Below are 22,362 nucleotides of genomic sequence, written 5' to 3' on the forward strand. Positions count from 1 at the left end.
TGAGCACTCGCTGTCTCTCGTCTTTGGTAAGGAGGTGATCCAACCGCAGGTTCCCCTACGGTTACCTTGTTACGACTTCACCCCAGTCATGAATCATACCGTGGTAAACGCCCTCCAAAAGGTTAAGCTATCTACTTCTGGTACAACCCACTCCCATGGTGTGACGGGCGGTGTGTACAAGGCCCGGGAACGTATTCACCGCGACATTCTGATTCGCGATTACTAGCGATTCCGACTTCATGGAGTCGAGTTGCAGACTCCAATCCGGACTTAGACGTACTTTCTGAGATTCGCTCCACCTCGCGGCATCGCCACCCTCTGTATACGCCATTGTAGCACGTGTGTAGCCCTACTCGTAAGGGCCATGATGACTTGACGTCATCCCCACCTTCCTCCAGTTTATCACTGGCAGTCTCCTTTGAGTTCCCGACCGAATCGCTGGCAACAAAGGATAAGGGTTGCGCTCGTTGCGGGACTTAACCCAACATTTCACAACACGAGCTGACGACAGCCATGCAGCACCTGTCTCATGGTTCCCGAAGGCACTCCCGTATCTCTACAGGATTCCATGGATGTCAAGAGTAGGTAAGGTTCTTCGCGTTGCATCGAATTAAACCACATGCTCCACCGCTTGTGCGGGCCCCCGTCAATTCATTTGAGTTTTAACCTTGCGGCCGTACTCCCCAGGCGGTCGATTTATCACGTTAGCTACGGGCACCAAGCTTTAAGCCCAATCCCCAAATCGACAGCGTTTACAGCGTGGACTACCAGGGTATCTAATCCTGTTTGCTCCCCACGCTTTCGCACATGAGCGTCAGTACATTCCCAAGGGGCTGCCTTCGCCTTCGGTATTCCTCCACATCTCTACGCATTTCACCGCTACACGTGGAATTCTACCCCTCCCTAAAGTACTCTAGTTACCCAGTCTGAAATGCAATTCCCAGGTTAAGCCCGGGGCTTTCACACCTCACTTAAATAACCGCCTGCGTGCCCTTTACGCCCAGTTATTCCGATTAACGCTCGCACCCTCCGTATTACCGCGGCTGCTGGCACGGAGTTAGCCGGTGCTTCTTCTGTATTTAACGTCAATGATATGTACTATTAGCACACATCCCTTCCTCAATACCGAAAGAACTTTACAACCCGAAGGCCTTCTTCATTCACGCGGCATGGCTGCGTCAGGGTTCCCCCCATTGCGCAATATTCCCCACTGCTGCCTCCCGTAGGAGTCTGGACCGTGTCTCAGTTCCAGTGTGGCTGGCCATCCTCTCAGACCAGCTAGAGATCGCAGGCTTGGTAGGCCTTTACCCCACCAACTACCTAATCCCACTTGGGCTCATCTCATGGCATGCGGCCTTACGGTCCCGCACTTTCATCTTCCGATACTACGCGGTATTAGCTACAGTTTCCCGTAGTTATCCCCCTCCATAAGCCAGATTCCCAAGCATTACTCACCCGTCCGCCACTCGTCAGCAAGAAAGCAAGCTTTCTCCTGCTACCGTTCGACTTGCATGTGTTAAGCCTGCCGCCAGCGTTCAATCTGAGCCATGATCAAACTCTTCAATTCAAGTTCAATCGCTCAATAAACTGCTTAGCTATAAATAAAACACTACTTAAAAAAGTAATTATGAATTTTTCAGTTAAGCACCTATTAAGACTTCAAAATTAAAAATATTTTTAAAACAAGTCAATCAACAAGTGCCCACACAGATTGTCTGATACATTGTTAAAGAGCAAAAAACAACGACGCACGTGTAAACTTAAAAACTTCACAACAGTGCGTCGTTGTGTGCGGTGCATTATAGGGATTTTCAAAACCCTTGCAAGTACTTTTTGTAAAAATATTTAAAAAAATGATCTTTTGATGGAAATATAAACGGATCCATCAAAAGTGCGGTCAAAATTCGAAATATTTATTAAAAATTAACCCTCAGTTAAGATCTCCAGAATGCAGGCGTAAATAATGCTAAAAGCGTGAAAATTTCTAATCGGCCGCATACCATTGCGATAGTTAAAATCCATTTGGCGCTATCTGGAATGGCGATCATATTACTACTAACAGCACCTAATCCTGGCCCTAAATTATTTATGCTCGCTAACACAGCATTAAAGGCATTGAAAGGTTCAACTCCACAAGCAATGACACCAAGTAAACAAATTAAAAATACTAAAATATAAGCCGAAAAGAATGCCCAAATACTACCAATCACTCTTTCATCTAATACATTTTTTCCCCATTTAATGGGATAAACCAAATTAGGATGAACCACACGTTTGAGTTCTCGTTTTCCTTGTAGGTAAAGCACTAATACACGCGCAACTCTTAAACCACCACCAACAGATCCTGCACAACCGCCCATAAAAGATGCAGAGATTAACAATACAGGCACAAATGAGGGCCAAGCAGCAAAATCAGATGTAGTGTAACCAGTTGTGGTAGAAATAGAGACGGCCTGAAATAATACTTGTTCGAAATCTTGCCATGAAGTCTTAAAGTAACTGTGTCCCCACATTACTGAAGTACAAACCACAACTAAAATAACTTGGATACTGATAAAAAAACGAAATTCAGGATCACGCAAATAAATTTTGAAGAAATTTTCGCGTCCAATCGTTGAAAAAGCACGGAAATGTAGACCAAAGTTACAAGCAGAAACTAATAAAAATAAAACAGTAATTCCGTTAATCAATGGGCTATTGAAATAACCGATACTTGCATCATGCGTTGAAAAACCGCCAATGGAAACAGTAGAGAAACTGTGAGTAATCGCATCAAAAACACTCATTCCCGCCAACCAATAAGCTAAAGCGCATGACAAGGTTAAAGAAAGGTAAATCATCCACAAAACTTTTGCGGTTTCTGTAATCCGTGGGCGAATTTTTTGCTCCTTCATTGGACCAGACATTTCTGCACGGTAAAGTTGCATTCCGCCAATACCTAAAAGGGGAATGATCGCAATCGCTAACACAATGATCCCCATTCCACCAAGCCATTGCAAAAACTGTCGGTAGAACAAAATTGCTTTTGGTAAATTATCCAATCCAGTCATCACGGTGGCACCTGTCGTCGTTAAACCCGAAAAGGCCTCAAATACAGCAGAGGCAACCGTTAAGTGTGGTGCATCAAACAACAAAAGCGGCAAAGTAGCCAAGCCGCCAAGTACAAACCAAAAAGCCACAACGATCAAAAAACCATCACGGGAGCGTAATTCTTGTTTATGGTGATGGCATGGCCACCAAAGCAATGTGCCCGCTGTCAAGCTCAACATAAAAGCCTGCATAAATGCTTTGCCGCCACCATCGCCATAAATTAGAGCGACAAATGCTGGAATCAGCATTGTGCCCGAAAAACACATCACAAGAATACCAATAATTCGGATAATGGATAAAATATGCACTATTATTCGCCTGTCTCTAAAAGTTGGATGACTAATCTGCCCGCAGACTTTTCTGTTAATTCTGAAGAAAAAACATCGACTGTTTTTTCACTAATACCTAAAATCAAATGAATATTTGCCTGAAAATCTTGAGATAAAATCTCAACCTGATGTTTTTCACAAAGTTGTAGCACCAAACTTAGCTGACCATAGTCACAATCTAATTTGAAAGGGGTTCGTTCAACTTTAATTTCGCTTTCAATCAGCTTTAAAGCTTGTTGTACTCCATTGCCGTAAGCACGAACTAATCCGCCCGTTCCAAGCAAAATACCACCATAATAGCGAACCACCACCGCACTGATTTCACCTAATTGACTACCTTGCAATGCACTCAACATTGGCTTTCCTGCCGTTCCAGCGGGTTCACCATCATCAGAAAAACCAAGCTGTAGAGAATCTGTTGGCTTGCCTGCTACAGCAGCCCAACAATGATGCCGAGCATTTGGATGTTCTTGTTTAATCTTTGCCCAAAAAGCTCTTGCGTCTTCTAAACCTTCGGTGTGCTGTAAATAAGTAATAAAACGGCTTTTCTTAATTTCTTCTTCAAAAACAACCGCACTTTTAGGAACGAGGTATTCCGCCATTCATTTTTTCAAACTAATTTCAATGATACTAGTCTATCACTGATGACTGGGATTTGTCGAAATTTTGCCGTAAGTGCGGTATGATATGGCTATGTTTTTCAAAAGAAAAAAGAATATGTCTAAAATTTCCGTCACACAAACCCTAGATACTTTAGGATTACGTTGCCCAGAACCTGTGATGCTTGTTCGTAAAAATATTCGTCATCTTAACGATGGAGAAATACTTTTGATCATTGCTGACGATCCTGCAACAACAAGAGATATTCCAAATTTCTGTCAATTTATGGATCACACCTTACTGCAAAGTGAAGTGGAAAAACCACCTTTCAAATATTGGGTGAAAAAAGGAAAATAAAAAAATCGGCCGTATTAAAGTGCGGCCGATTTTTTGAAATTTTTAAAGATTGCGTAAGGCTTCAATACGCTTTTCGAGTGGTGGATGACTCATAAAGAGTTCACTGCGTTTACCATTAATCATAAAGGCATTTAAAGAACCTTCAAGATTTTGTGGTTCGTGAAGTTGTTGCAAACGTTGCAATGCCATGATCATTTTTTCTTTACCCACTAGACTTGCGGAACCAGCATCTGCACGGAATTCGCGGTAGCGAGAGAACCACATTGCGATAATACTCGCAAGCACACCAAAGAGCATTTCCAATACCATCGAAACCAAGAAATAAATACCTGAACTGCGCGTTTCTTCTCCATTATTGTTACGCGAACTTGCCACCGCCGTTGCAATAACGCGAGATAAGAAAATCACGAAAGTATTCAATACGCCTTGCAATAACGCCATCGTCACCATATCCCCATTGGAAATATGGGAAATTTCGTGCGCTAAAACAGCTTCAGCTTCAGCCTCCGTCATGTTGTTTAATAATCCAGTGCTCACAGCCACCAAAGAATTGCTTTTTGTCGCGCCTGTAGCAAAAGCATTCACATCGGGTGAATGATAAATCGCCACGTCTGGCATCGGAATCCCCGCTTTCTGCGCTTGGCGACTAACGGTATCAATTAACCAACGTTCAGTTTGATTACGAGGTTGAGTAATCACCTCTCCATCTACAGAACGTAATGCCATCGTTTTAGACAGGAATAATGAAATTAATGAGCCAGCAAAACCAAATAACAACGCCATAATTAAAATGCCGCCGGTGCTATTTCCTGCAATACCAGTCACACTTAAAATAATACCTAATACCAGCATTACAGCCATATTGGTTGCCAAGAAAAGAAGAATACGCATCATAATGTGTTCTCTCAAAGTTAGGGTTAAGTATTTCCTTAGTGGGGAAAATTCACAAAAAATTCAAGGTGTAATGTAAAATTTTTGTTATCAGCATACAAACAAAAAGTGCTGTCAAAAACATGCAAGTTTATGACCGCACTTTTAAGCAGAAATTACCAAACAGAAAATTATTTTCTTACAGCAATCGCTTCAATTTCTAATCCCACATCTTTTGGTAAACGAGCAACTTCTACGCAAGAACGAGCAGGGAAATTAGGATGATTATTTTCTTTAAAGAAACGTTCATATTCTGCATTAACTGCTGCAAAATCATTAAGATCTTTCACAAAAACCGTCGTTTTTACAATATCTGCGGCAGTTAAACCCGCTTTCTCGATAATCGCTTTCACGTTTTCTAAAGATTGGCGTGCTTGTGCAACGATGTCAGCTGGCACTTCGCCTGTTGCAGGATTCACGGGAATTTGTCCTGAGGTTAAAACTAAATTGCCAAGATCAACCGCTTGAACATAAGGGCCGATAGCTGCAGGTGCTTTTTCAGTATGAATAATTTGTGTCATCATTTTCTCCTTGGTTGATAAAAAGTGCGGTTATTTTTCACCGTACTTTTTTGTTTATTAATCAATTTCTTTTAGCACGTCATCAGAAAGCGATTCTTTATTTTCTGTTGATTTGCCATCACTCACTTTAAATTGTAAATTTTGGTAATACGCTTCTCTAAAGGTTACATATGGATCTTGTGCTTGGCGTAACAACTCAGCGTTATCAATATTTTTCGCACGGGCATCCACCGCTTGCACACCATATTTCACTAACGACCACGGACCGCCAACCCATTCCCAGAATGGATACATATAAGCCGCATCAACCACAGCACCCGTTAATTGACGTGGCGTTGTTGCATTATAAATCGGTAGCACAATATAAGTTCCAGCATCTACGCCGTAGCTACCTAACGTTTCCCCAAATCCACGTTGATTATCTACGCGCAATTCTTTGCTTGCGCTCGCAAAATCAATAAAGCCACCTAGACCAAATACAGTGTTAATCCAAAAGCGATTAAAGTGAACAAATGCTTTTTTCGGTTCACCTTCAATTAAGCGGTTCACAAAGCTTACGGGCTCATCAAGGTTATTTGCAATGCCAGCAAGACCTGAAGAAATTGGCTTAGGCACATAGTTATTCCAACCTTTTGCAGCGGGTTCTAACACATAGCGATCCATAACGTTATAGTTAAATTTCCACATGGTTCGATTGAACCCTTCAAGGGAATCATTACGCTCACTCACTTGTTTCGTGTCATTCTTATTTGCACAACCTGTCAGCACAATTACGCCGAAAAGCGCGGTCAAAATCGTCTTTATTTTCATTTTGAATCCTTATATAAATGTGGACTTATTCTACCTAATTTGCCAAGTAACAACAAAATAAATCTTGCCCATAAAACATATAAAAAGTGCGGTAAAAATACATTATTTTTACCGCACTTTCTCATTCCTAACATAAAACTAGTTTCGTTTTCTGACCTTTAAGATAATTGACAATTCCTTCGGGAGCATCATCCGTAAACAAATATTCCACATCACTTAATTCGCCCAATCGAACAATCGCTTGGCGCGTAAATTTAGAGTGATCGGTCACTAATAACGTCTGACGTGAACTTTCAATAATCGCTCGTTTTACTTGTACTTCGTGATAATCATAATCCAATAATGAACCATCAGCATCGATCGCACTAATCCCTAAAATCCCGAAATCTAGGCGAAATTGAGAAATAAAATTCACCGTAGCCTCGCCGATAATTCCACCATCCATTCGCAATGATCCGCCTGCCATGACAATATCAAAACTTTCATTTTGGCGTAAAAGATGAGCGGCATTCAGATTGTTCGTCACAATTCGAAGTTTTTCGTGGCCAAGCAATGCATTGGCGACAGCCTCAGGCGTGGTACCAATATCAATAAACAACGATGCACCGTTAGGAATCAACTTCGCAACTTCCTGTGCAATATTATTCTTTTGTAATGAAAAGAATTGTTTACGATCCACGTAATCAGAATTTTCTGCAGAAGATGGCGATGCCGCACCACCGTGATGGCGACGAATTAAATCTAACTCCGCCAAAATATTCAAATCACGGCGAATCGTTTGAGGGCTAACATCTAAGGCAGCAACCAGTTCTTCCGTGCTTAAATAACCGGATTGTTCCACCAGTTTAATAATTTGTTGATGCCGTAATGACTGCTTCATAGAAAACCCTTTATCCAAATTGAACACACCTACTGTAGCGAATTTTTACGTAATTGGCTATCGATAAATCCCCAAATCAAGCCGACAATCAAGCCTGAAATATGCGCTGCATTTCCCATTTCAACACCAAATAAGGGGCTAATAAAACCTAATGTGATCCCCACTAATAACATTGTGAAAAAACCTTCTGGCAGATCAAATAAATGATGATTCAATTTATCACGTATAAATACATAACCTAGAACCGCATATACAACACCAGAAAGCCCAAAGAAAGCGGGGCCAGACACATAATTTTGCACATACCCTGTTATGGCAGATGCTGCAACATACAACATCAATAATTTGACCGAACCAAAAGTGCGCTCAATCATTCCACCGAAAATAAAAAACCAAGACAGATTAAACAAAATATGCAAATTAGATAAATGTACCAGTGTATGTGAGATATAGCGCCACGCTTCGCTATCTTGCTCTTCGTAAGCGGGGTAATGCATCAAATACATAATATCGTCTTCAAAACCTAGCTGTTGATCAATATAAATAAGCGCGCAAAGTGCGGTGAGAATTAGCGTGATTTTTCCCTGTTGAGCTAAAAAGTTTTTCATTCGTGATCTCATACTTCTGCGCAAATTTAAAAATCGGACTTCGCATTAAAGGTCATTGTTTCCCCTGTAATAGGGTGTGTAATCGTCAATTCTTCTGCGTGCAAGCATAATCTTGGCGACATAGCTTTAGCCTGAGGATGAGAGTAAAATTTATCGCCTAAAATTGGATGCCCCAATGCTAACATGTGCAAGCGTAATTGATGAGATCTGCCTGTCACAGGTGTCAGTTTCACGCGAGTACTGTTATTGGGCAAACGTGCTAAAACTTCGAATTTTGTGACCGCTCTTTTTCCTAAAACGAAATCCAAACGTTGGCGCGGTCGATTTTCCCAATCACAAATCATCGGCAAATTTACCTCACCATAATCTTTCTCCAAATGTCCCCAAACAATCGCTTGATAATGTTTTTTAGGTTCACGTTCGCGAAATTGACGTTTTAATTCTCGATCCGCCGCCTTACTTAAAGCAAACACAATAATACCGCTCGTTGCCATATCCAAACGATGAGCTGGCTCACAAAAGCCAAATTTTTCTTTTACTCGACTCATTGCACTATCGTAATATTGTGGTTGATTGCCTGGCACGGAAAGCAAACCGCTAGGTTTATTCACCACGCACAAATGATTATCTTGATAAATAATATCCAAATAAGGTTCAAGAGGCGGATTGTATTCAATCAATGCCATTTTTATTCCTTGTTCGTCACTATGACACGCAAGCAATCCAAACGCCAATTTGCTTTAGAAAGCTCGTCCAGTGATTGTGTTCGTTGTTGTTCCAAAATATCAATTTCGCTTTGACGAATATTTTTATTCACCGCTCGCAAAGCCTGTAAACGGTTAATTTCTGCGCTTAATTGTTGATCTGCTTGATTTTTAGCTTCAGCAATAATCGGTTCAGCTAAAGATTTTACAAGCTGATCGCCTCGTGTAATCAAGGCTTCAATATTGGCCCGTGCCATTTTCACCATTTGATTAGCAATATTTTTACCAAGCGGTTTCAATTTGCTATGTAATGTTTCAAAGGTAACCTGCTCACCAATGTTATTTCCTTTGTTATCAAGCAACAGACGAATAGGCGTTGGCGGCAAAAAACGATTGAGCTGTAATCCTTTTGGCGATTGACTTTCCACCACATAAATCAATTCAATTAATAAGGTTCCAGCGGGCAGTTGTTTATTCACAAGCAATGCCATTGCGGCTTTGCCAATATCACCAGAAGCAACAAGATCAATACCTTGACGAATCATAGGATGATCCCAAGTCAGAAACTCCATTTCTTCACGAGCAAGGGCAAGTTCTCGATCAAAGGTAACCGTCACACCTTCTTCTTTTAAACCCGGAAAATCGGGCACAAGCATTGTCCCAGTTGGGCTAATCACAATACTATTAGCCCCAAGATCTTCTTGCTCTACGCCAATAATATCAAATAATTTTAAAGCAAAATTCACAAGCTCAGGCGAATTATCTTCATCAGCAATTTGATCCGCTAACGCTTGAGCTTGCCCACCGCCATGAGAATTTAGCTCTAATAAACGATCCCGTCCTTTTTCTAACTCAATCTTGAGTCTTTCCCGCGCGGTTTTAGTTTGTTTTAATAATTCAAAAAATTCATTCTCTGAAAGAGCGGTAGAATTTGACCGCACTTTTTCCAACTCATCAGCAAACTGAGAAAATAATGCCATTCCCATTGGACAAGTTTGTTCAAAAGCATTCAATCCCTCATTGTACCAACGAGCCAAACGACTTTGAGGCGAATCTTTCGCACAAGGCACATAAATTTGCACATCACGTTTTTGTCCAATACGATCTAATCGGCCAATACATTGTTCCAATAAATCAGGATTTGTCGGTAAATCAAATAACACTAAATTTGCAGAGAATTGGAAATTACGCCCTTCCGAACCAATACTCGAGCTCAGTAAAACCTGTGCGCCGTTTTCTAAATCCGCAAAATAAGCCGAGGCTCTATCCCGTTCGATAATCGACATTTTTTCGTGGAACACTGCGGCACGAATCGCCTCACGTTCACGCAAAATTTGTTCTAACTGAATCGCTGTTGCCGCTGTCTGGCAAATCACAAAAATTTTTTCATCGCGATATAGTTTGAGGAAGTCAATCAACCAATCAATTTTATCATTCTCTTCCGAGAGTGTAATTTGGTGGTAAACACGGTGCGGAAAACCTTTCACGCCTTGACGTGTATTGCGGAATAACATTCGCCCCGTGCCGTGACGATCAATTAAGGCTTGAATCAGTTCCTGACGGGCACGATGCTGTTCTTCATCATTATTTGATGCAATCGCTTTAAAAAGTGGCTCGACATCTTGTTCAAGCAATAAATCAGAAATATGATTTTTTTCGACCGCACTTAATGCCTTATTTGCCAACAAAGATTCAACGGCATTAACCACAGGTTGATAGCGTTCCTGCTCTTTCACAAAGGTTTGATAATCAAAGAAACGTTCTGGATCCAGTAAGCGCAAACGAGCAAAATGACTTTCTTGCCCAAGTTGTTCTGGGGTTGCTGTGAGTAACAATACAGAGGGAATGATACGAGCAAGCTGTTCAACTAATAAATAAGCTGCACTTGGTGAAGATTCTGACCACTCGATGTGATGTGCCTCATCTACAATTAAACAGTCAAATTGAGCATTGAGCGCCTGCTCTACTCGGTTTGGCTTAGTTTCTAACCAATTCAACGAACAGATAATTAAGCTTTCAGTTGTAAATGGATTAACGGCATCAAGATCAAAATCGTTGCAACGTTCTTCATCAAAAAGTGAAAAATGCAAATTAAAACGACGAAGCATTTCCACCAGCCATTGATGTTGCAACGTTTCTGGCACGATAATCAGAACACGTTGCACTTTCTCAGCAAAAAGTTGATTCTGCAAAATCATTCCTGCTTCAATGGTTTTCCCTAAACCAACCTCATCCGCCAATAACACGCGAGGATTAACTCGATTACCGACTTCAGCTGCAATATGAAGCTGATGAGGAATTAAACCCGCACGTGTTCCGCGTAAACCACGCAATGGTGATTTAAATTGTGCTTGCTGATGACAAAGCGTGCGATAACGCAATGCAAAATGACTGCTGCGATCAATTTGCGCTGAAAACAGACGATCTTTTGCTTGGCTAAAAGAAATAATCGGTGAAATATCACGTTCTTGCACAATGACATCTTCACCTTGCGGATTTTTAACTAAATAAAATAGCAAACCGTTCATATTTTGAACGTCTAAAATCTCACCTTGCCAGCCAGCTTGATGGGATAATGTTTCACCTTTACTAAATACAATTCGGCTTAAAGGCGCTTGTGCAGCAGCATATATACGCGTTTCATCCGCAGCAGGGAAATAAATCGTGACGGTTCGTTGATCTAATGCGGTAATGATACCTAATCCTAAAGCGTTTTCACTTTCACTTAACCAGCGCTGACCAATAGCAAAGGGCATAACAATTCTCTTTCTGATTTGTATTGATAAAATTTGGGGGCGTATTGTAGCTTGCTTAAATAGCAAAAGAAATTAATAAAAGAGAATAAAAAATAGATTGAAGAAATAAATGGCACGCCCTAAAGGATTCGAACCTTTGACCCACGCCTTAGAAGGGCGTTGCTCTATCCAGCTGAGCTAAGGGCGCATTCAAAGGATTTCTTTTGTACGGAATTTCAAGACAATATAAAAGAAGTGGTCGGCGAGATAGGATTTGAACCTACGACCCACTGGTCCCAAACCAGTTGCGCTACCAAGCTGCGCTACTCGCCGACGAATGCGGTCAATTATAGGTTTGTTTTTATCTCAGTCAATTAATTTTTTGATTTTTTAATTTAATTGTTCAAAATTATTCCAGTTTAGGAAAAACGTCCCCTTTTTCGTTGTAAAAAAATCATTGTCCGCTAAAATAGCAAACGATTTCTTTCCCATCGTTCAAAAGGATAGCCCAATGACTGCGCAAATCATCTCTGGTACCGCACTTTCAAAAAAAATTAAAGCCGATATAGCAGATAAAATCACCCATTACGTTAAACAAGGAAAACGCGCACCTGGGCTTGCTGTCATTCTCGTTGGTGCAGATCCTGCTTCGCAAATCTATGTCGGTAATAAACGTAAAAGCTGTGAAGAAATTGGCATTCTCTCTAAATCTTATGATCTGCCAGACACCACCACGCAAGCGGAATTATTAGCGGTTATTGACCAGCTTAATGCTGATAAAAATATTGATGGTATTTTGGTGCAATTACCGTTACCCAAACAAATTAACACAGAAGCAATAATTGAACGCATTGCCCCAACAAAAGATGTAGATGGTTTCCATCCTTACAATGTTGGGCTTTTATGCCAACGTATTCCAACTTTACGAGCCTGTACCCCTTATGGCGTAATGAAACTATTAGAAACAACAGGCATTGACTTACATGGCAAACACGCGGTAATTGTAGGTGCATCCAATATTGTCGGCCGCCCAATGTCTTTAGAATTATTATTAGCAGGCGCAACTGTCACAGTAACTCATCGATTCACCAAAGATTTAGAAAACCATGTTCGCCAAGCAGATATACTTGTCGTCGCGGTAGGTAAGCCGAATTTAATTCCTGGCGATTGGATCAAAGAAAGTGCGGTAGTAATTGATGTAGGAATTAACCGTGTAGATGGAAAATTAGTAGGCGATGTAGAGTTTGACAAAGCAGCCGAAAAAGCAGCTTATATTACCCCCGTTCCTGGCGGTGTTGGACCGATGACCGTTGCAATGTTAATGAGCAATACGCTTTACGCTTATGAACACAACAAATAGCTTTGTATAAAAGAATCCTATAACAAGAAAAATGGGTTAAAGCCTGATTAGCTTTAACCCATTTATTTTAATCACTGAATTCTGTAAATAATCAAATCTAAATTAGTTCAACCAGAACATATAACCGACAGTCGCAATCACAACGATACACACTAAATTCAATACGAAACCAGCTTTTACCATTTCACTTTGTTTCACTTGACCAGAACCGAATACAATAGCATTTGGTGGCGTTGCAACTGGTAACATGAAGGCACAAGATGCACCAAGACCAATAATTAATGCTAAACCAATTTCTGGCATACCCAATGATTGGGCAATAGAAATAAAGATTGGGACGAGTAATGCTGCACTTGCCGTGTTAGAGGTAAATTCAGTTAAGAAAATAATGAATGCTGCAACTAACAAGCCAATAAGATAGAAATGTTGTCCTTCAATCATAAAGACAATGCTATCTGCTAAAACTTTACTTGCTCCGGAATCCTTCAATACCGCACTTAGCGTTAATCCACCACCGAAAAGCATTAATACTCCCCAGTCAGTACTTTCTTGAATTTGTTTCCAGCTTGCAATGCCCGTAGAACAAATCACAATAGCTGCTAATAAAGCGACAACACTATCGAAGCTCGCAATATTTTTCTGCAAACCAAGTAAGCCTGAAATCAGCGGATTAATTTGCCCACTAAATACCCAAGTTAAAGCAATTACAACAAAGATAACAAGTGTTAATACACGCACTGAATTCATTTCAATGCTTTCAAAAGATTGCTCAAAATTAATATGAAGTTTTGGCTTAAAAATAATGTAAAGCGTACCAATCATCAGTGGTAGCAAAATGATCATTATTGGTAAACCGTACCATAACCAATCTGCAAAAGTTAAATGCAAGTTACTTGCTACAATCGCATTCGGTGGGCTACCCACAAGGGTTCCCATACCACCAATTGATGCACTATAAGCAATCCCTAACAACACAAACACATAAGTATTATGTTCTTTCTCACGATCAAGTTGGCTTAAAATTCCCATTGCAAGTGGTAACATCATAGCTGCAGTTGCCGTGTTACTCATCCACATAGAAAGGAAGGCTGTAATCAAAAAGAGATAAATAATGGCAATAAATAAATTACCACGCGCTAATGCCATAATCTTATTAGCAATCATTTTATCAAGTTTTTGAATATGTAAGGCTGTAGCCAAAGAAAAGCCACCAAAGAATAAAAAGATTGTAGGATCAGCAAAAGCCACTAAAGCTTGCTTAGTGCTCACTAAATCTAGCGCAATCGCCAATAATGGCACCAATAATGCGGTAACCGTAACATGTAATGCCTCGGTCAACCAGAGTACCGCGACAAAAGCCAATAAAGCTAAACCAGCACTAGCCTTTGGCTCATAAGGCAGCACTTTTAATAACACAAAAAATAGCACTATATCTAAAATAAAAATAATGCCATTTTTGTGATTTTTGAAAGATTTCATCTCAGTCATAAAGTTCCTCCGTTAGTGTTCTAACTCGAACGGACTACAATGTTAAATGAATGTTAATAAGTTGCAATGCTCAATTTTCAGAAATGTGATCTAGTGCAATAAATTTCGATAAAAAAAGTGCGGTTATTTTTCACCGCACTTTTGCTCTTTCGTATTATTCGTCCGAATCATCTAAATCTAAGGGCTCTTGCGAAAGTATAATTCCTGTCAGATCTGCGTAAATATAATCTTCTGGGAAAAAGGTTACGCCACCAAAGTTCACCGGAATATCGCACTCACCGGCACTGCTTTCATCTGCACTGACTGGAATTGGCGCAAGGGCATGAATACCAATATCAAGATTTTCTAATTGCTGAATTTGGCGTACTGCACCATATACAATAATGCCTTCCCAGCCATTATCAACGGCAAGTTGAGCCAATTCTGCATCAATCAAACCACGACGTACTGCACCACCGCCATCAATGACAAGCACTCGACCTTCACCGTGTTCTTCTAATACTTCAGCAATTAATCCATTACTTTCAAAGCATTTTACCGTAGTGACTTTACCGTAAAAATTATTTACGCCACCAAAGCTTGAAAAAATTGGCTCCACTACATCCACTTGTTCTGCATAAAGATCGCAAAGTTCTGAAGTATCAATAAACATAACTTTCCCCTATCGATTGTTGAAATTTTGTTTGCTTTAGTATATGCCGATTTAGCCGATAAGCAAGCCTAAACTAAACAAGATATTGATTAATAACGAAATCATAGACATTTGAGCCAACATTGGACGCAATTCACTTGGCTGCTGACTGCGATAAACAAAGATCGCATGTTTAGCTAACAACGGCATTGCCAATACAAATAAATAATTTGTCCAAGAAATGGCCGTTGCCTCCGAAAATGCTAAATAACATAGGGCAGCCACACTTAATAAAATACAATGATAAACACGCCCCTTATATGCACCTAAACGAACGGCTAAGGTATTTTTGCCAGCTTTCGCATCCTGTTCAATATCGCGTAAATTATTAATATTTAATACCGCACTTGCCAATAAGCCTGAGCCAATAGCAGGCAAAATAATGTGGCTATCAATACTGTGAGTTTGCAAATAATAAGTGCCGCCAACGCCAAGCAAACCAAAAAATACCAATACAGAAATATCGCCCAATCCCATATAGCCATAAGGTTTTGCCCCAACAGTGTAAGTAATGGCCGCAACAATAGCTAAAATGCCAAGCCCAGCGAAAACTAATAAATCCGAGAGGTTTTCATAAGCGATTCCAATCAAAAAACTTCCTGAAAGAAAACTTGCCACCACCATTAGAATTAATCCCCATTTCAGTTCTTTTGCTGAAATTGCGCCTTTTTGAATGCCACGTAATGGTCCAATACGCTCTTCAGTATCTGAACCTTTTTGATGATCCCCATAATCATTAGCAAAATTAGAAAGAACCTGTAATAAAATTGTCGTGAGTAAACAAAGCGCCATTACAAGCCCATTAAAACCTTGTGGATTCGCCCAATAACCTAATGCCGAACCTGTAAAAATCGATGCCAACGCTAAGGGCAAAGTTTTCGGTCGAGCCGTTTCCCACCACATTTTCAATTTTTCATTTGTCATTTTTTTTGACCGCACTTTTGATTACAATAGGCCGCGTATTCTACACTAAGACACCCAATTTATGAATGATTTAACCTTATCGCCTATCGCCATTATCCACACGCCTTATAAAGAAAAATTCTCCGTACCACGCCAACCTAATTTAGTTGAAGATGGTGTAGGCATTGTAGAACTCTTACCGCCTTATAATTCGCCTGAAGCCGTGAGAGGATTGGAACAATTCAGTCATCTTTGGTTAATTTTTCAGTTCGACCACATTCAACAAGGAAAATGGCAACCCACCGTACGCCCCCCGCGGTTAGGCGGTAATCAAAGAGTCGGCGTGTTTGCTTCACGCGCAACGCACCGTCCGAATCCTCTTGGTTTATCCAAAGTCGAATTACGTCAAGTAGAATGTATCAACGGTAACGTTTTTCTCCATTTAGGTGCGGTGGATTTAGTGGATGGCACGCCGATTTTCGATATCAAACCCTATATTGCCTATGCGGATAGTGAACCAAATGCGCAATCGAGCTTTGCTCAAGAAAAACCACCAGCAAAACTGACTGTTGAATTTACCGAGCAAGCCCAAAATGCGGTAAAAAAACGAGAAGAAAAACGGCCGCACTTAAGTCGTTTCATTCGCCAAGTGCTAGAACAAGATCCTCGCCCAGCCTATCAACAAGGTAAACCGAGTGATCGTATTTATGGTATGAGTTTGTATGAATTTAATGTGAAATGGCGAATTAAAGCGGGTACGGTGAATTGTGTAGAGGTGATTGAAATAGAAAAAGACAAATAGATGGAATATGTAAATAAGGCAGAGAATCCCTGCCTTAGTCGATTTAAATGCCTTATTTTAAGAAAAACTGCCCTTTAGCTAATTTAATAATTGTCATTAGAACTAATAAGCCAATCATTAAATTCGAGAAAACAAAGGCAAAAATAGACACGCCTTGTAAAACATTGCCATGATAGAAAGCGATAGCACTGTTTGCCATAGACGCTAATCCGAATGAGAATCCCCATAAGCCAATGTTAAGTCCTTTTTCCACAATCCAAGGGAATAATCGCAATAAGAAAAATAATTGCAAGAATCCATATCCCCAAAGGATTTTAACTAAAGTATCCACTTCGCCATGATTGAGTGATAAATAAGCGGATGCGCCCACAAATGCAGGCGCCAGAATAATGCCCATTGTGGCTCTAAATGGCGGCTCAAGAGATGAAATTCGCAAATGTTGTAATAATACTGGCTCAAAAATAATCCATGCAACCATTCCTGCGCCGAAGAACAAATAACCTAAATCATGGTAACCGAGTAATTCCAATGAACTTGCACTTGTGAAATTTGCAGCAACCGCAGGCAAATAAAACGGAGGACGAGTGGATTTTTGTTCAAATACACCACCTTGCCATAGTTCACTGATACGCAATGATGAGAAAAGTAACTGTCCTACAGTACCAATCCAAATCATCACTTCAGCAATTAAAGGATTCCAACGATAAATAATATCGCCCACCAACATGGTTGTAATAGGAATCAACGCAATAAAGGAAAAACGAACTGGGCAATGATACTCTGCACGAACTTCCTCAAAGTAATAACGAAGTTTATACGCATACATTAAAATAAATAAAATCCAGACCGCACTTGCTACTATGCCAAGAACATCACTTACGGTTCGCACAGTAGGAAATAAGTTTTCTAGATGAAACCAAGCCAAAGATAAAGCGGCTAAACCAAGAGGAATACCGAAATATCCTGTTGGAAGAGGAAAAGGTTTTGTTGTACTCATAATATTATCCTTATTTTGAAAAATTTGAGCGAAGTGTAGCACAGCCATCAACAACAGACTTTTCTAAAAATCTCAAATTCTTGTGAAATTTCTATACAGAAACATCCTTATTTAAACTATCTAACACTACCAATTTTCATACAAATAAAAAACCCGAACTTTCATTCGGGTTTTCTTATATAGGGAATTAATTATTCCGCATCATCTGCCATGTTAAGCATTTCAGCTAAGTTTGCACTTGCATCGTCTGCAGTCATAACAAATTCATCAGCGATAGCAGCTTCATCTTCTTCAGATAATTTCGCTACAACATCGTCTACTAAACGATGTTTGTGACGATTTTGATGATACGCAAAACCTGTACCCGCAGGAATTAATCGACCTACGATTACGTTCTCTTTCAAGCCACGTAATTCATCACGTTTACCTGCCACTGCTGCTTCGGTAAGAACACGAGTAGTTTCTTGGAACGATGCGGCAGAGATGAAGGATTCAGTTGCAAGAGACGCTTTGGTTATACCCAATAATTCGCGTTCAAACTCAACTAGTGGTTTGCCTTCTGCTTCACGTTGACGGTTAACGATTTTCACGCGAGCGACTTCGACTTGTTCCCCTTCAAGGAATTCTGAGTCGTAAGCTTTAGTAATTACCGCTTTACGTAACATTTGACGAACGATAACTTCGATATGTTTATCGTTGATTTTTACCCCTTGTAAGCGGTAAACATCTTGTACTTCGTTCACAATGTATTCAGTTACTGCGCGCACGCCACGTAAACGCAAAATATCATGTGGTGTTTCAGCACCATCAGAAATTACGTCGCCACGTTGTACCATTTCACCTTCAAATACGTTGAGCTGACGCCATTTTGGAATCATTTCTTCGTAAGTTTCGCCTTCCGCAGGAGTAATTAATAAACGGCGTTTACCTTTGGTTTCTTTACCGAAAGACACGATACCAGAAATTTCTGCCAAAATAGCTGGTTCTTTTGGTTTACGTGCTTCAAATAAATCCGCAACGCGTGGTAAACCACCAGTAATATCTTTAGTACCCACAGATTCTTGCGGAATACGTGCTAATGGTTCACCCACTTTTACTGCTGCGCCATCGTCTAAACTTACGATTGCTTTACCAGGTAAGAAGTACTGTGCAAGAACATCAGTTTCAGGTAAGAAAATATCGTTGCCATTTGCATCAACTAATTTAATAGTTGGACGTAAATCTTTACCAGCAGTAGCACGTTCACCCACATCTTGAACCACGATTGATGATAAACCTGTTAATTCATCAGTTTGACGCGTTACAGTTAAGCCATCAATAATATCAACGAATTTCACAAAACCAGATACTTCAGAGACAACTGGCATTGTATGTGGATCCCAATTTGCGATAGTTTCGCCTGCTGTTACATCTTGGCCGTCACCTTTGCTTAACACCGCACCGTAAGGCACTTTATAGTGTTCTTTAGTTCGGCCAAATGCATCGGTAATAGTTAATTCAGTATTACGAGACGTTAATACTAATTTACCTTCATCGTTAGTAACGAATTTTGCATTCATTAAGTGTAATGTACCAGTGTTTTTAACTTGTACACTAGATTCTTTCGCTGCCGCAGATGCCGCACCACCGATATGGAACGTACGCATGGTTAACTGTGTACCAGGCTCACCGATAGATTGAGCAGCAATAACACCCACTGCTTCACCTTGGTTAATTAAATGACCACGCGCAAGATCACGACCATAACATTTCGCACATACACCAAAATCAGTATCACAAGTTACAACAGAACGTACTTTTACGCTGTCTACAGAGTTTGCATCCAACACATCACAGAGTTTTTCATCTAATAACGTGTTACGAGGAATTAATACTTCTTCTGTACCTGGTTTTAAAATATCTTCCGCAGCTACACGACCTAACACTAATTCACGAAGTGGAACTTTTTCATCACCACCTTCGATTAATGGGGTCACGACTAAACCTTCGTGCGTACCACAGTCATCTTCTACGATCACTAAGTCTTGTGCTACGTCAACTAAACGACGAGTTAAGTAACCTGAGTTCGCTGTCTTTAATGCGGTATCCGCCAAACCTTTACGCGCACCGTGGGTTGAAATAAAGTACTGTAATACGTTCAAACCTTCACGGAAGTTTGCTGTAATTGGGGTTTCAATGATCGAGCCATCTGGACGAGCCATCAAGCCACGCATACCTGCTAACTGACGAATCTGTGCTGCAGAACCACGCGCACCTGAATCAGCCATCATAAAGATACTGTTAAAGGATGCTTGTTTTTCAGGATTACCTTCGCGATTGATAACTTCTTCCTGAGATAAGTTTTCCATCATCGCTTTCGCTACGCGCTCATTCGCCGCGGCCCAAATATCGATTACTTTATTATAGCGTTCGCCTGCAGTCACAAGACCTGATTGGAATTGCTCTTGGATCTCAGCCACTTCTTCTTCCGCTGCAGAAATAATTTCGTATTTCTTCGCAGGAATTTCCATATCATCAATACCAACTGACGAACCAGAACGTGCCGCATACGCAAAACCGGTATACATAATTTGGTCAGCAAACATTACCGCTTCTTTTAAACCTAAACGACGATAAGCTTCGTTAATTAGTTTAGAAATGGCTTTTTTACCTAATGTTTGGTTGAACAATGAATAAGGCATACCTTTCGGTGCAATCATCCATAAAATCGCACGACCGATAGTTGTATCAGTCAGCGTAGTTTTCGCATCAAATTCGCCAGCTTCATTCTTCACATATTCAGTAATACGTACTTTCACGCGAGAATGTAATTCTGCTTCACCTGTACGATATGCTTTTTCAGCTTCGCGAGGATCTTGCAATAACATACCTTCACCTTTACCGTTCACTTTTTCGCGGGTCATATAGTAAAGACCTAATACCACGTCTTGTGATGGAACGATAATCGGATCACCGTTTGCTGGTGAAAGCACGTTGTTTGTTGACATCATCAACGCACGCGCTTCTAATTGAGCTTCAAGTGTTAATGGAACGTGTACCGCCATTTGGTCACCATCGAAGTCCGCATTGAACGCCGCACAAACGAGTGGGTGTAATTGAATCGCTTTACCTTCGATTAAGATCGGTTCAAAGGCTTGGATACCCAAACGGTGAAGTGTTGGCGCACGGTTCAATAGAATTGGGTGTTCACGAATAACTTCTGCAAGAATATCCCAAACGATCGCATCTTCACGCTCAACCATTTTCTTAGCCGCTTTAATTGTAGTTGCATAACCACGGCTTTCTAATTTAGCGTAGATAAACGGACGGAATAATTCCAAGGCCATTTTTTTCGGCAAACCACATTGGTGTAAGTGCAAGTATGGACCAACAGTAATTACTGAACGACCAGAATAGTCAACACGTTTACCTAATAAGTTTTGACGGAAACGACCTTGTTTACCTTTAATCATGTCCGCTAATGATTTTAATGGACGACGGTTAGAACCCGTAATAGCACGACCGCGGCGACCATTATCTAATAACGCATCAACAGATTCTTGTAACATACGTTTTTCGTTGCGCACAATAATATCTGGCGCAATTAAATCTAATAAACGTTTTAAACGGTTGTTACGGTTGATCACACGACGATATAAATCGTTCAGATCTGAAGTCGCAAAACGACCACCATCAAGCGGTACTAATGGACGTAAATCTGGTGGAAGAACTGGTAATACAGTCATTACCATCCATTCTGGTTTATTACCAGATAGAACAAATGCTTCTAATAATTTTAAGCGCTTAGTGATTTTTTTACGTTTAGTTTCAGAGTTAGTTTCTTGTAATTCTTCACGTAATTTTTCACATTCAACTTCAAGATCCATGCCTTTTAAAAGATCTTGAATCGCTTCAGCGCCCATTTTCGCTTCGAATTCATCTTGCCAACGATCTTCAGCGTCAAGGTATTGTTCTTCAGTTAATAGTTGACCGCGCTCTAAATCAGTCATACCCGGTTCGGTCACGATGTACATTTCAAAGTAAAGTACACGTTCGATATCGCGCAATGGCATATCTAAAAGTAAACCAATACGAGATGGCAATGATTTTAAGAACCAAATATGTGCAACTGGCGATGCAAGTTCAATGTGGCCCATACGTTCACGACGAACTTTAGTTTGAGTGACTTCAACACCACATTTTTCACAAATCACACCACGGTGTTTTAAACGTTTATATTTACCGCATAAACATTCGTAATCTTTTACAGGCCCGAAGATACGTGCACAGAAAAGACCATCACGTTCAGGTTTGAACGTACGGTAGTTAATGGTTTCAGGTTTCTTCACTTCACCAAATGACCAAGAACGGATCATATCTGGGGAAGCTAACCCAATTTTAATCACATCAAAATCTTCACTGGTTTTTGATTGTGCTTTTAAAAACTTAACTAAGTCTTTCACAAATGTTCTCCTGTCGGAGTTAAAGGTTTAAAGTGCGGTTAAAAATTTTGATATTTTTCCACCGCACTTCGGCGATTTTTCTTTCGTAAGGCGAGTGAATCATAAATTCTTCACT

Annotated in this window: 17 protein-coding genes, 2 tRNA genes and 1 rRNA gene; 3 read left to right on the plus strand and 17 right to left on the minus strand. The window is 40.4% G+C overall.

Translation table 11 applies throughout. The annotated features are described in order from the left end of the window. Positions 1-27 precede the first annotated feature (27 nt). From DV427_RS02360 to DV427_RS02370, 3 genes are all read right to left on the minus strand, one after another. Positions 28-1,567: ribosomal RNA gene (locus DV427_RS02360) — 16S ribosomal RNA — on the minus strand. A gap of 367 nt (positions 1,568-1,934) precedes the next feature. Next, positions 1,935-3,398: a TrkH family potassium uptake protein gene (locus DV427_RS02365; RefSeq protein ID WP_005643930.1), complete on the minus strand. Its 1,464-nt coding sequence runs from the start codon at positions 3,396-3,398 to the stop codon at positions 1,935-1,937. Positions 3,399-3,400: 2 nt separating this feature from the next. Then, positions 3,401-4,021 carry a YigZ family protein gene (locus DV427_RS02370; protein WP_114891181.1) on the minus strand — a complete coding sequence of 207 codons (621 nt, stop codon included), beginning with the start codon at positions 4,019-4,021 and terminating at the stop codon, positions 3,401-3,403. A 115-nt stretch (positions 4,022-4,136) separates the two neighbouring features. On the opposite strand from DV427_RS02370, the gene tusA reads away from it, so the two are divergent. Continuing rightward, positions 4,137-4,376, plus strand: a complete 240-nt coding sequence (gene tusA, locus DV427_RS02375; protein WP_114891182.1) for a sulfurtransferase TusA — start codon at positions 4,137-4,139, stop codon at positions 4,374-4,376. Between the two features lie 42 nt (positions 4,377-4,418). On the opposite strand, the gene htpX is transcribed toward tusA, so the two are convergent. From htpX to DV427_RS02420, 9 genes are all read right to left on the minus strand, one after another. Next, the gene (gene htpX, locus DV427_RS02380; RefSeq protein ID WP_162837812.1) at positions 4,419-5,273 is read right to left on the minus strand and encodes a protease HtpX; all 855 of its coding nucleotides are present in this window, start codon (positions 5,271-5,273) and stop codon (positions 4,419-4,421) included. 164 nt (positions 5,274-5,437) lie between these two features. Continuing rightward, complete coding sequence (locus DV427_RS02385) at positions 5,438-5,827, minus strand: RidA family protein (protein WP_005630808.1); 390 nt, start codon at positions 5,825-5,827, stop codon at positions 5,438-5,440. 57 nt (positions 5,828-5,884) lie between these two features. After that, positions 5,885-6,637 carry an MlaA family lipoprotein gene (locus DV427_RS02390; protein ID WP_114891183.1) on the minus strand — a complete coding sequence of 251 codons (753 nt, stop codon included), beginning with the start codon at positions 6,635-6,637 and terminating at the stop codon, positions 5,885-5,887. Between the two features lie 127 nt (positions 6,638-6,764). Then, positions 6,765-7,517, minus strand: a complete 753-nt coding sequence (locus DV427_RS02395) for a DeoR/GlpR family transcriptional regulator (protein ID WP_009500447.1) — start codon at positions 7,515-7,517, stop codon at positions 6,765-6,767. 29 nt (positions 7,518-7,546) lie between these two features. Beyond that, positions 7,547-8,125, minus strand: a complete 579-nt coding sequence (locus DV427_RS02400; protein WP_114891184.1) for a rhomboid family intramembrane serine protease — start codon at positions 8,123-8,125, stop codon at positions 7,547-7,549. Positions 8,126-8,151: 26 nt separating this feature from the next. Then, positions 8,152-8,811 (minus strand): bifunctional tRNA pseudouridine(32) synthase/23S rRNA pseudouridine(746) synthase RluA, encoded by a 660-nt coding sequence (gene rluA, locus DV427_RS02405; RefSeq protein WP_011272195.1) that lies wholly within the window; start codon positions 8,809-8,811, stop codon positions 8,152-8,154. A 2-nt stretch (positions 8,812-8,813) separates the two neighbouring features. Beyond that, a complete protein-coding gene (rapA, locus tag DV427_RS02410) occupies positions 8,814-11,585 on the minus strand; it encodes an RNA polymerase-associated protein RapA (RefSeq protein ID WP_114891185.1) in 2,772 nt (923 codons plus the stop codon). A 110-nt stretch (positions 11,586-11,695) separates the two neighbouring features. After that, positions 11,696-11,772: transfer RNA gene (locus DV427_RS02415), tRNA-Arg, on the minus strand. Between the two features lie 48 nt (positions 11,773-11,820). Next, positions 11,821-11,897 (minus strand) — tRNA-Pro (locus DV427_RS02420). Positions 11,898-12,075: 178 nt separating this feature from the next. Here DV427_RS02420 and folD point away from each other — a divergent pair. Then, positions 12,076-12,924: a bifunctional methylenetetrahydrofolate dehydrogenase/methenyltetrahydrofolate cyclohydrolase FolD gene (folD, locus tag DV427_RS02425; protein ID WP_114891186.1), complete on the plus strand. Its 849-nt coding sequence runs from the start codon at positions 12,076-12,078 to the stop codon at positions 12,922-12,924. Positions 12,925-13,026: 102 nt separating this feature from the next. Here folD and DV427_RS02430 read toward each other — a convergent pair whose 3' ends face one another. The 3 genes from DV427_RS02430 to menA all read right to left on the minus strand — a co-directional run bounded on the left by DV427_RS02430 (position 13,027) and on the right by menA (position 16,027). Beyond that, the gene (locus DV427_RS02430; RefSeq protein WP_114891187.1) at positions 13,027-14,412 is read right to left on the minus strand and encodes a DASS family sodium-coupled anion symporter; all 1,386 of its coding nucleotides are present in this window, start codon (positions 14,410-14,412) and stop codon (positions 13,027-13,029) included. Between the two features lie 154 nt (positions 14,413-14,566). Continuing rightward, positions 14,567-15,064, minus strand: a complete 498-nt coding sequence (rraA, locus tag DV427_RS02435; protein ID WP_114891188.1) for a ribonuclease E activity regulator RraA — start codon at positions 15,062-15,064, stop codon at positions 14,567-14,569. Between the two features lie 51 nt (positions 15,065-15,115). Beyond that, positions 15,116-16,027 carry a 1,4-dihydroxy-2-naphthoate octaprenyltransferase gene (menA, locus tag DV427_RS02440; RefSeq protein WP_114891189.1) on the minus strand — a complete coding sequence of 304 codons (912 nt, stop codon included), beginning with the start codon at positions 16,025-16,027 and terminating at the stop codon, positions 15,116-15,118. Positions 16,028-16,088: 61 nt separating this feature from the next. Here menA and tsaA point away from each other — a divergent pair, with 61 nt between their 5' ends. Further along, a complete protein-coding gene (gene tsaA, locus DV427_RS02445) occupies positions 16,089-16,808 on the plus strand; it encodes a tRNA (N6-threonylcarbamoyladenosine(37)-N6)-methyltransferase TrmO (RefSeq protein ID WP_114891190.1) in 720 nt (239 codons plus the stop codon). A 52-nt stretch (positions 16,809-16,860) separates the two neighbouring features. Here tsaA and tehA read toward each other — a convergent pair whose 3' ends face one another. After that, entirely contained in the window at positions 16,861-17,805 is a 945-nt protein-coding gene (gene tehA / locus DV427_RS02450; RefSeq protein WP_162790254.1) for a dicarboxylate transporter/tellurite-resistance protein TehA, read from the minus strand. A gap of 191 nt (positions 17,806-17,996) precedes the next feature. Beyond that, positions 17,997-22,247 carry a DNA-directed RNA polymerase subunit beta' gene (rpoC, locus tag DV427_RS02455; protein ID WP_114891191.1) on the minus strand — a complete coding sequence of 1,417 codons (4,251 nt, stop codon included), beginning with the start codon at positions 22,245-22,247 and terminating at the stop codon, positions 17,997-17,999. Between the last annotated feature and the right edge of the window lie 115 nt (positions 22,248-22,362).

This window comes from Haemophilus haemolyticus, from assembly GCF_003351405.1.
Classification (GTDB): domain Bacteria; phylum Pseudomonadota; class Gammaproteobacteria; order Enterobacterales; family Pasteurellaceae; genus Haemophilus; species Haemophilus haemolyticus_N.

Bases quoted from the DNA above. Each gene is read 5' to 3' on its own strand.
- DV427_RS02370 (WP_114891181.1), bottom strand. From the start codon at position 4,021: ATGGCGGAATACCTCGTTCCTAAAAGTGCGGTTGTTTTTGAAGAAGAA.
- tusA (WP_114891182.1), top strand. From the start codon at position 4,137: ATGTCTAAAATTTCCGTCACACAAACCCTAGATACTTTAGGATTACGT.
- DV427_RS02385 (WP_005630808.1), bottom strand. From the start codon at position 5,827: ATGACACAAATTATTCATACTGAAAAAGCACCTGCAGCTATCGGCCCT.
- DV427_RS02390 (WP_114891183.1), bottom strand. From the start codon at position 6,637: ATGAAAATAAAGACGATTTTGACCGCGCTTTTCGGCGTAATTGTGCTG.
- DV427_RS02395 (WP_009500447.1), bottom strand. From the start codon at position 7,517: ATGAAGCAGTCATTACGGCATCAACAAATTATTAAACTGGTGGAACAA.
- DV427_RS02400 (WP_114891184.1), bottom strand. From the start codon at position 8,125: ATGAAAAACTTTTTAGCTCAACAGGGAAAAATCACGCTAATTCTCACC.
- rluA (WP_011272195.1), bottom strand. From the start codon at position 8,811: ATGGCATTGATTGAATACAATCCGCCTCTTGAACCTTATTTGGATATT.
- rapA (WP_114891185.1), bottom strand. From the start codon at position 11,585: ATGCCCTTTGCTATTGGTCAGCGCTGGTTAAGTGAAAGTGAAAACGCT.
- folD (WP_114891186.1), top strand. From the start codon at position 12,076: ATGACTGCGCAAATCATCTCTGGTACCGCACTTTCAAAAAAAATTAAA.
- DV427_RS02430 (WP_114891187.1), bottom strand. From the start codon at position 14,412: ATGACTGAGATGAAATCTTTCAAAAATCACAAAAATGGCATTATTTTT.
- rraA (WP_114891188.1), bottom strand. From the start codon at position 15,064: ATGTTTATTGATACTTCAGAACTTTGCGATCTTTATGCAGAACAAGTG.
- menA (WP_114891189.1), bottom strand. From the start codon at position 16,027: ATGACAAATGAAAAATTGAAAATGTGGTGGGAAACGGCTCGACCGAAA.
- tsaA (WP_114891190.1), top strand. From the start codon at position 16,089: ATGAATGATTTAACCTTATCGCCTATCGCCATTATCCACACGCCTTAT.
- tehA (WP_162790254.1), bottom strand. From the start codon at position 17,805: ATGAGTACAACAAAACCTTTTCCTCTTCCAACAGGATATTTCGGTATT.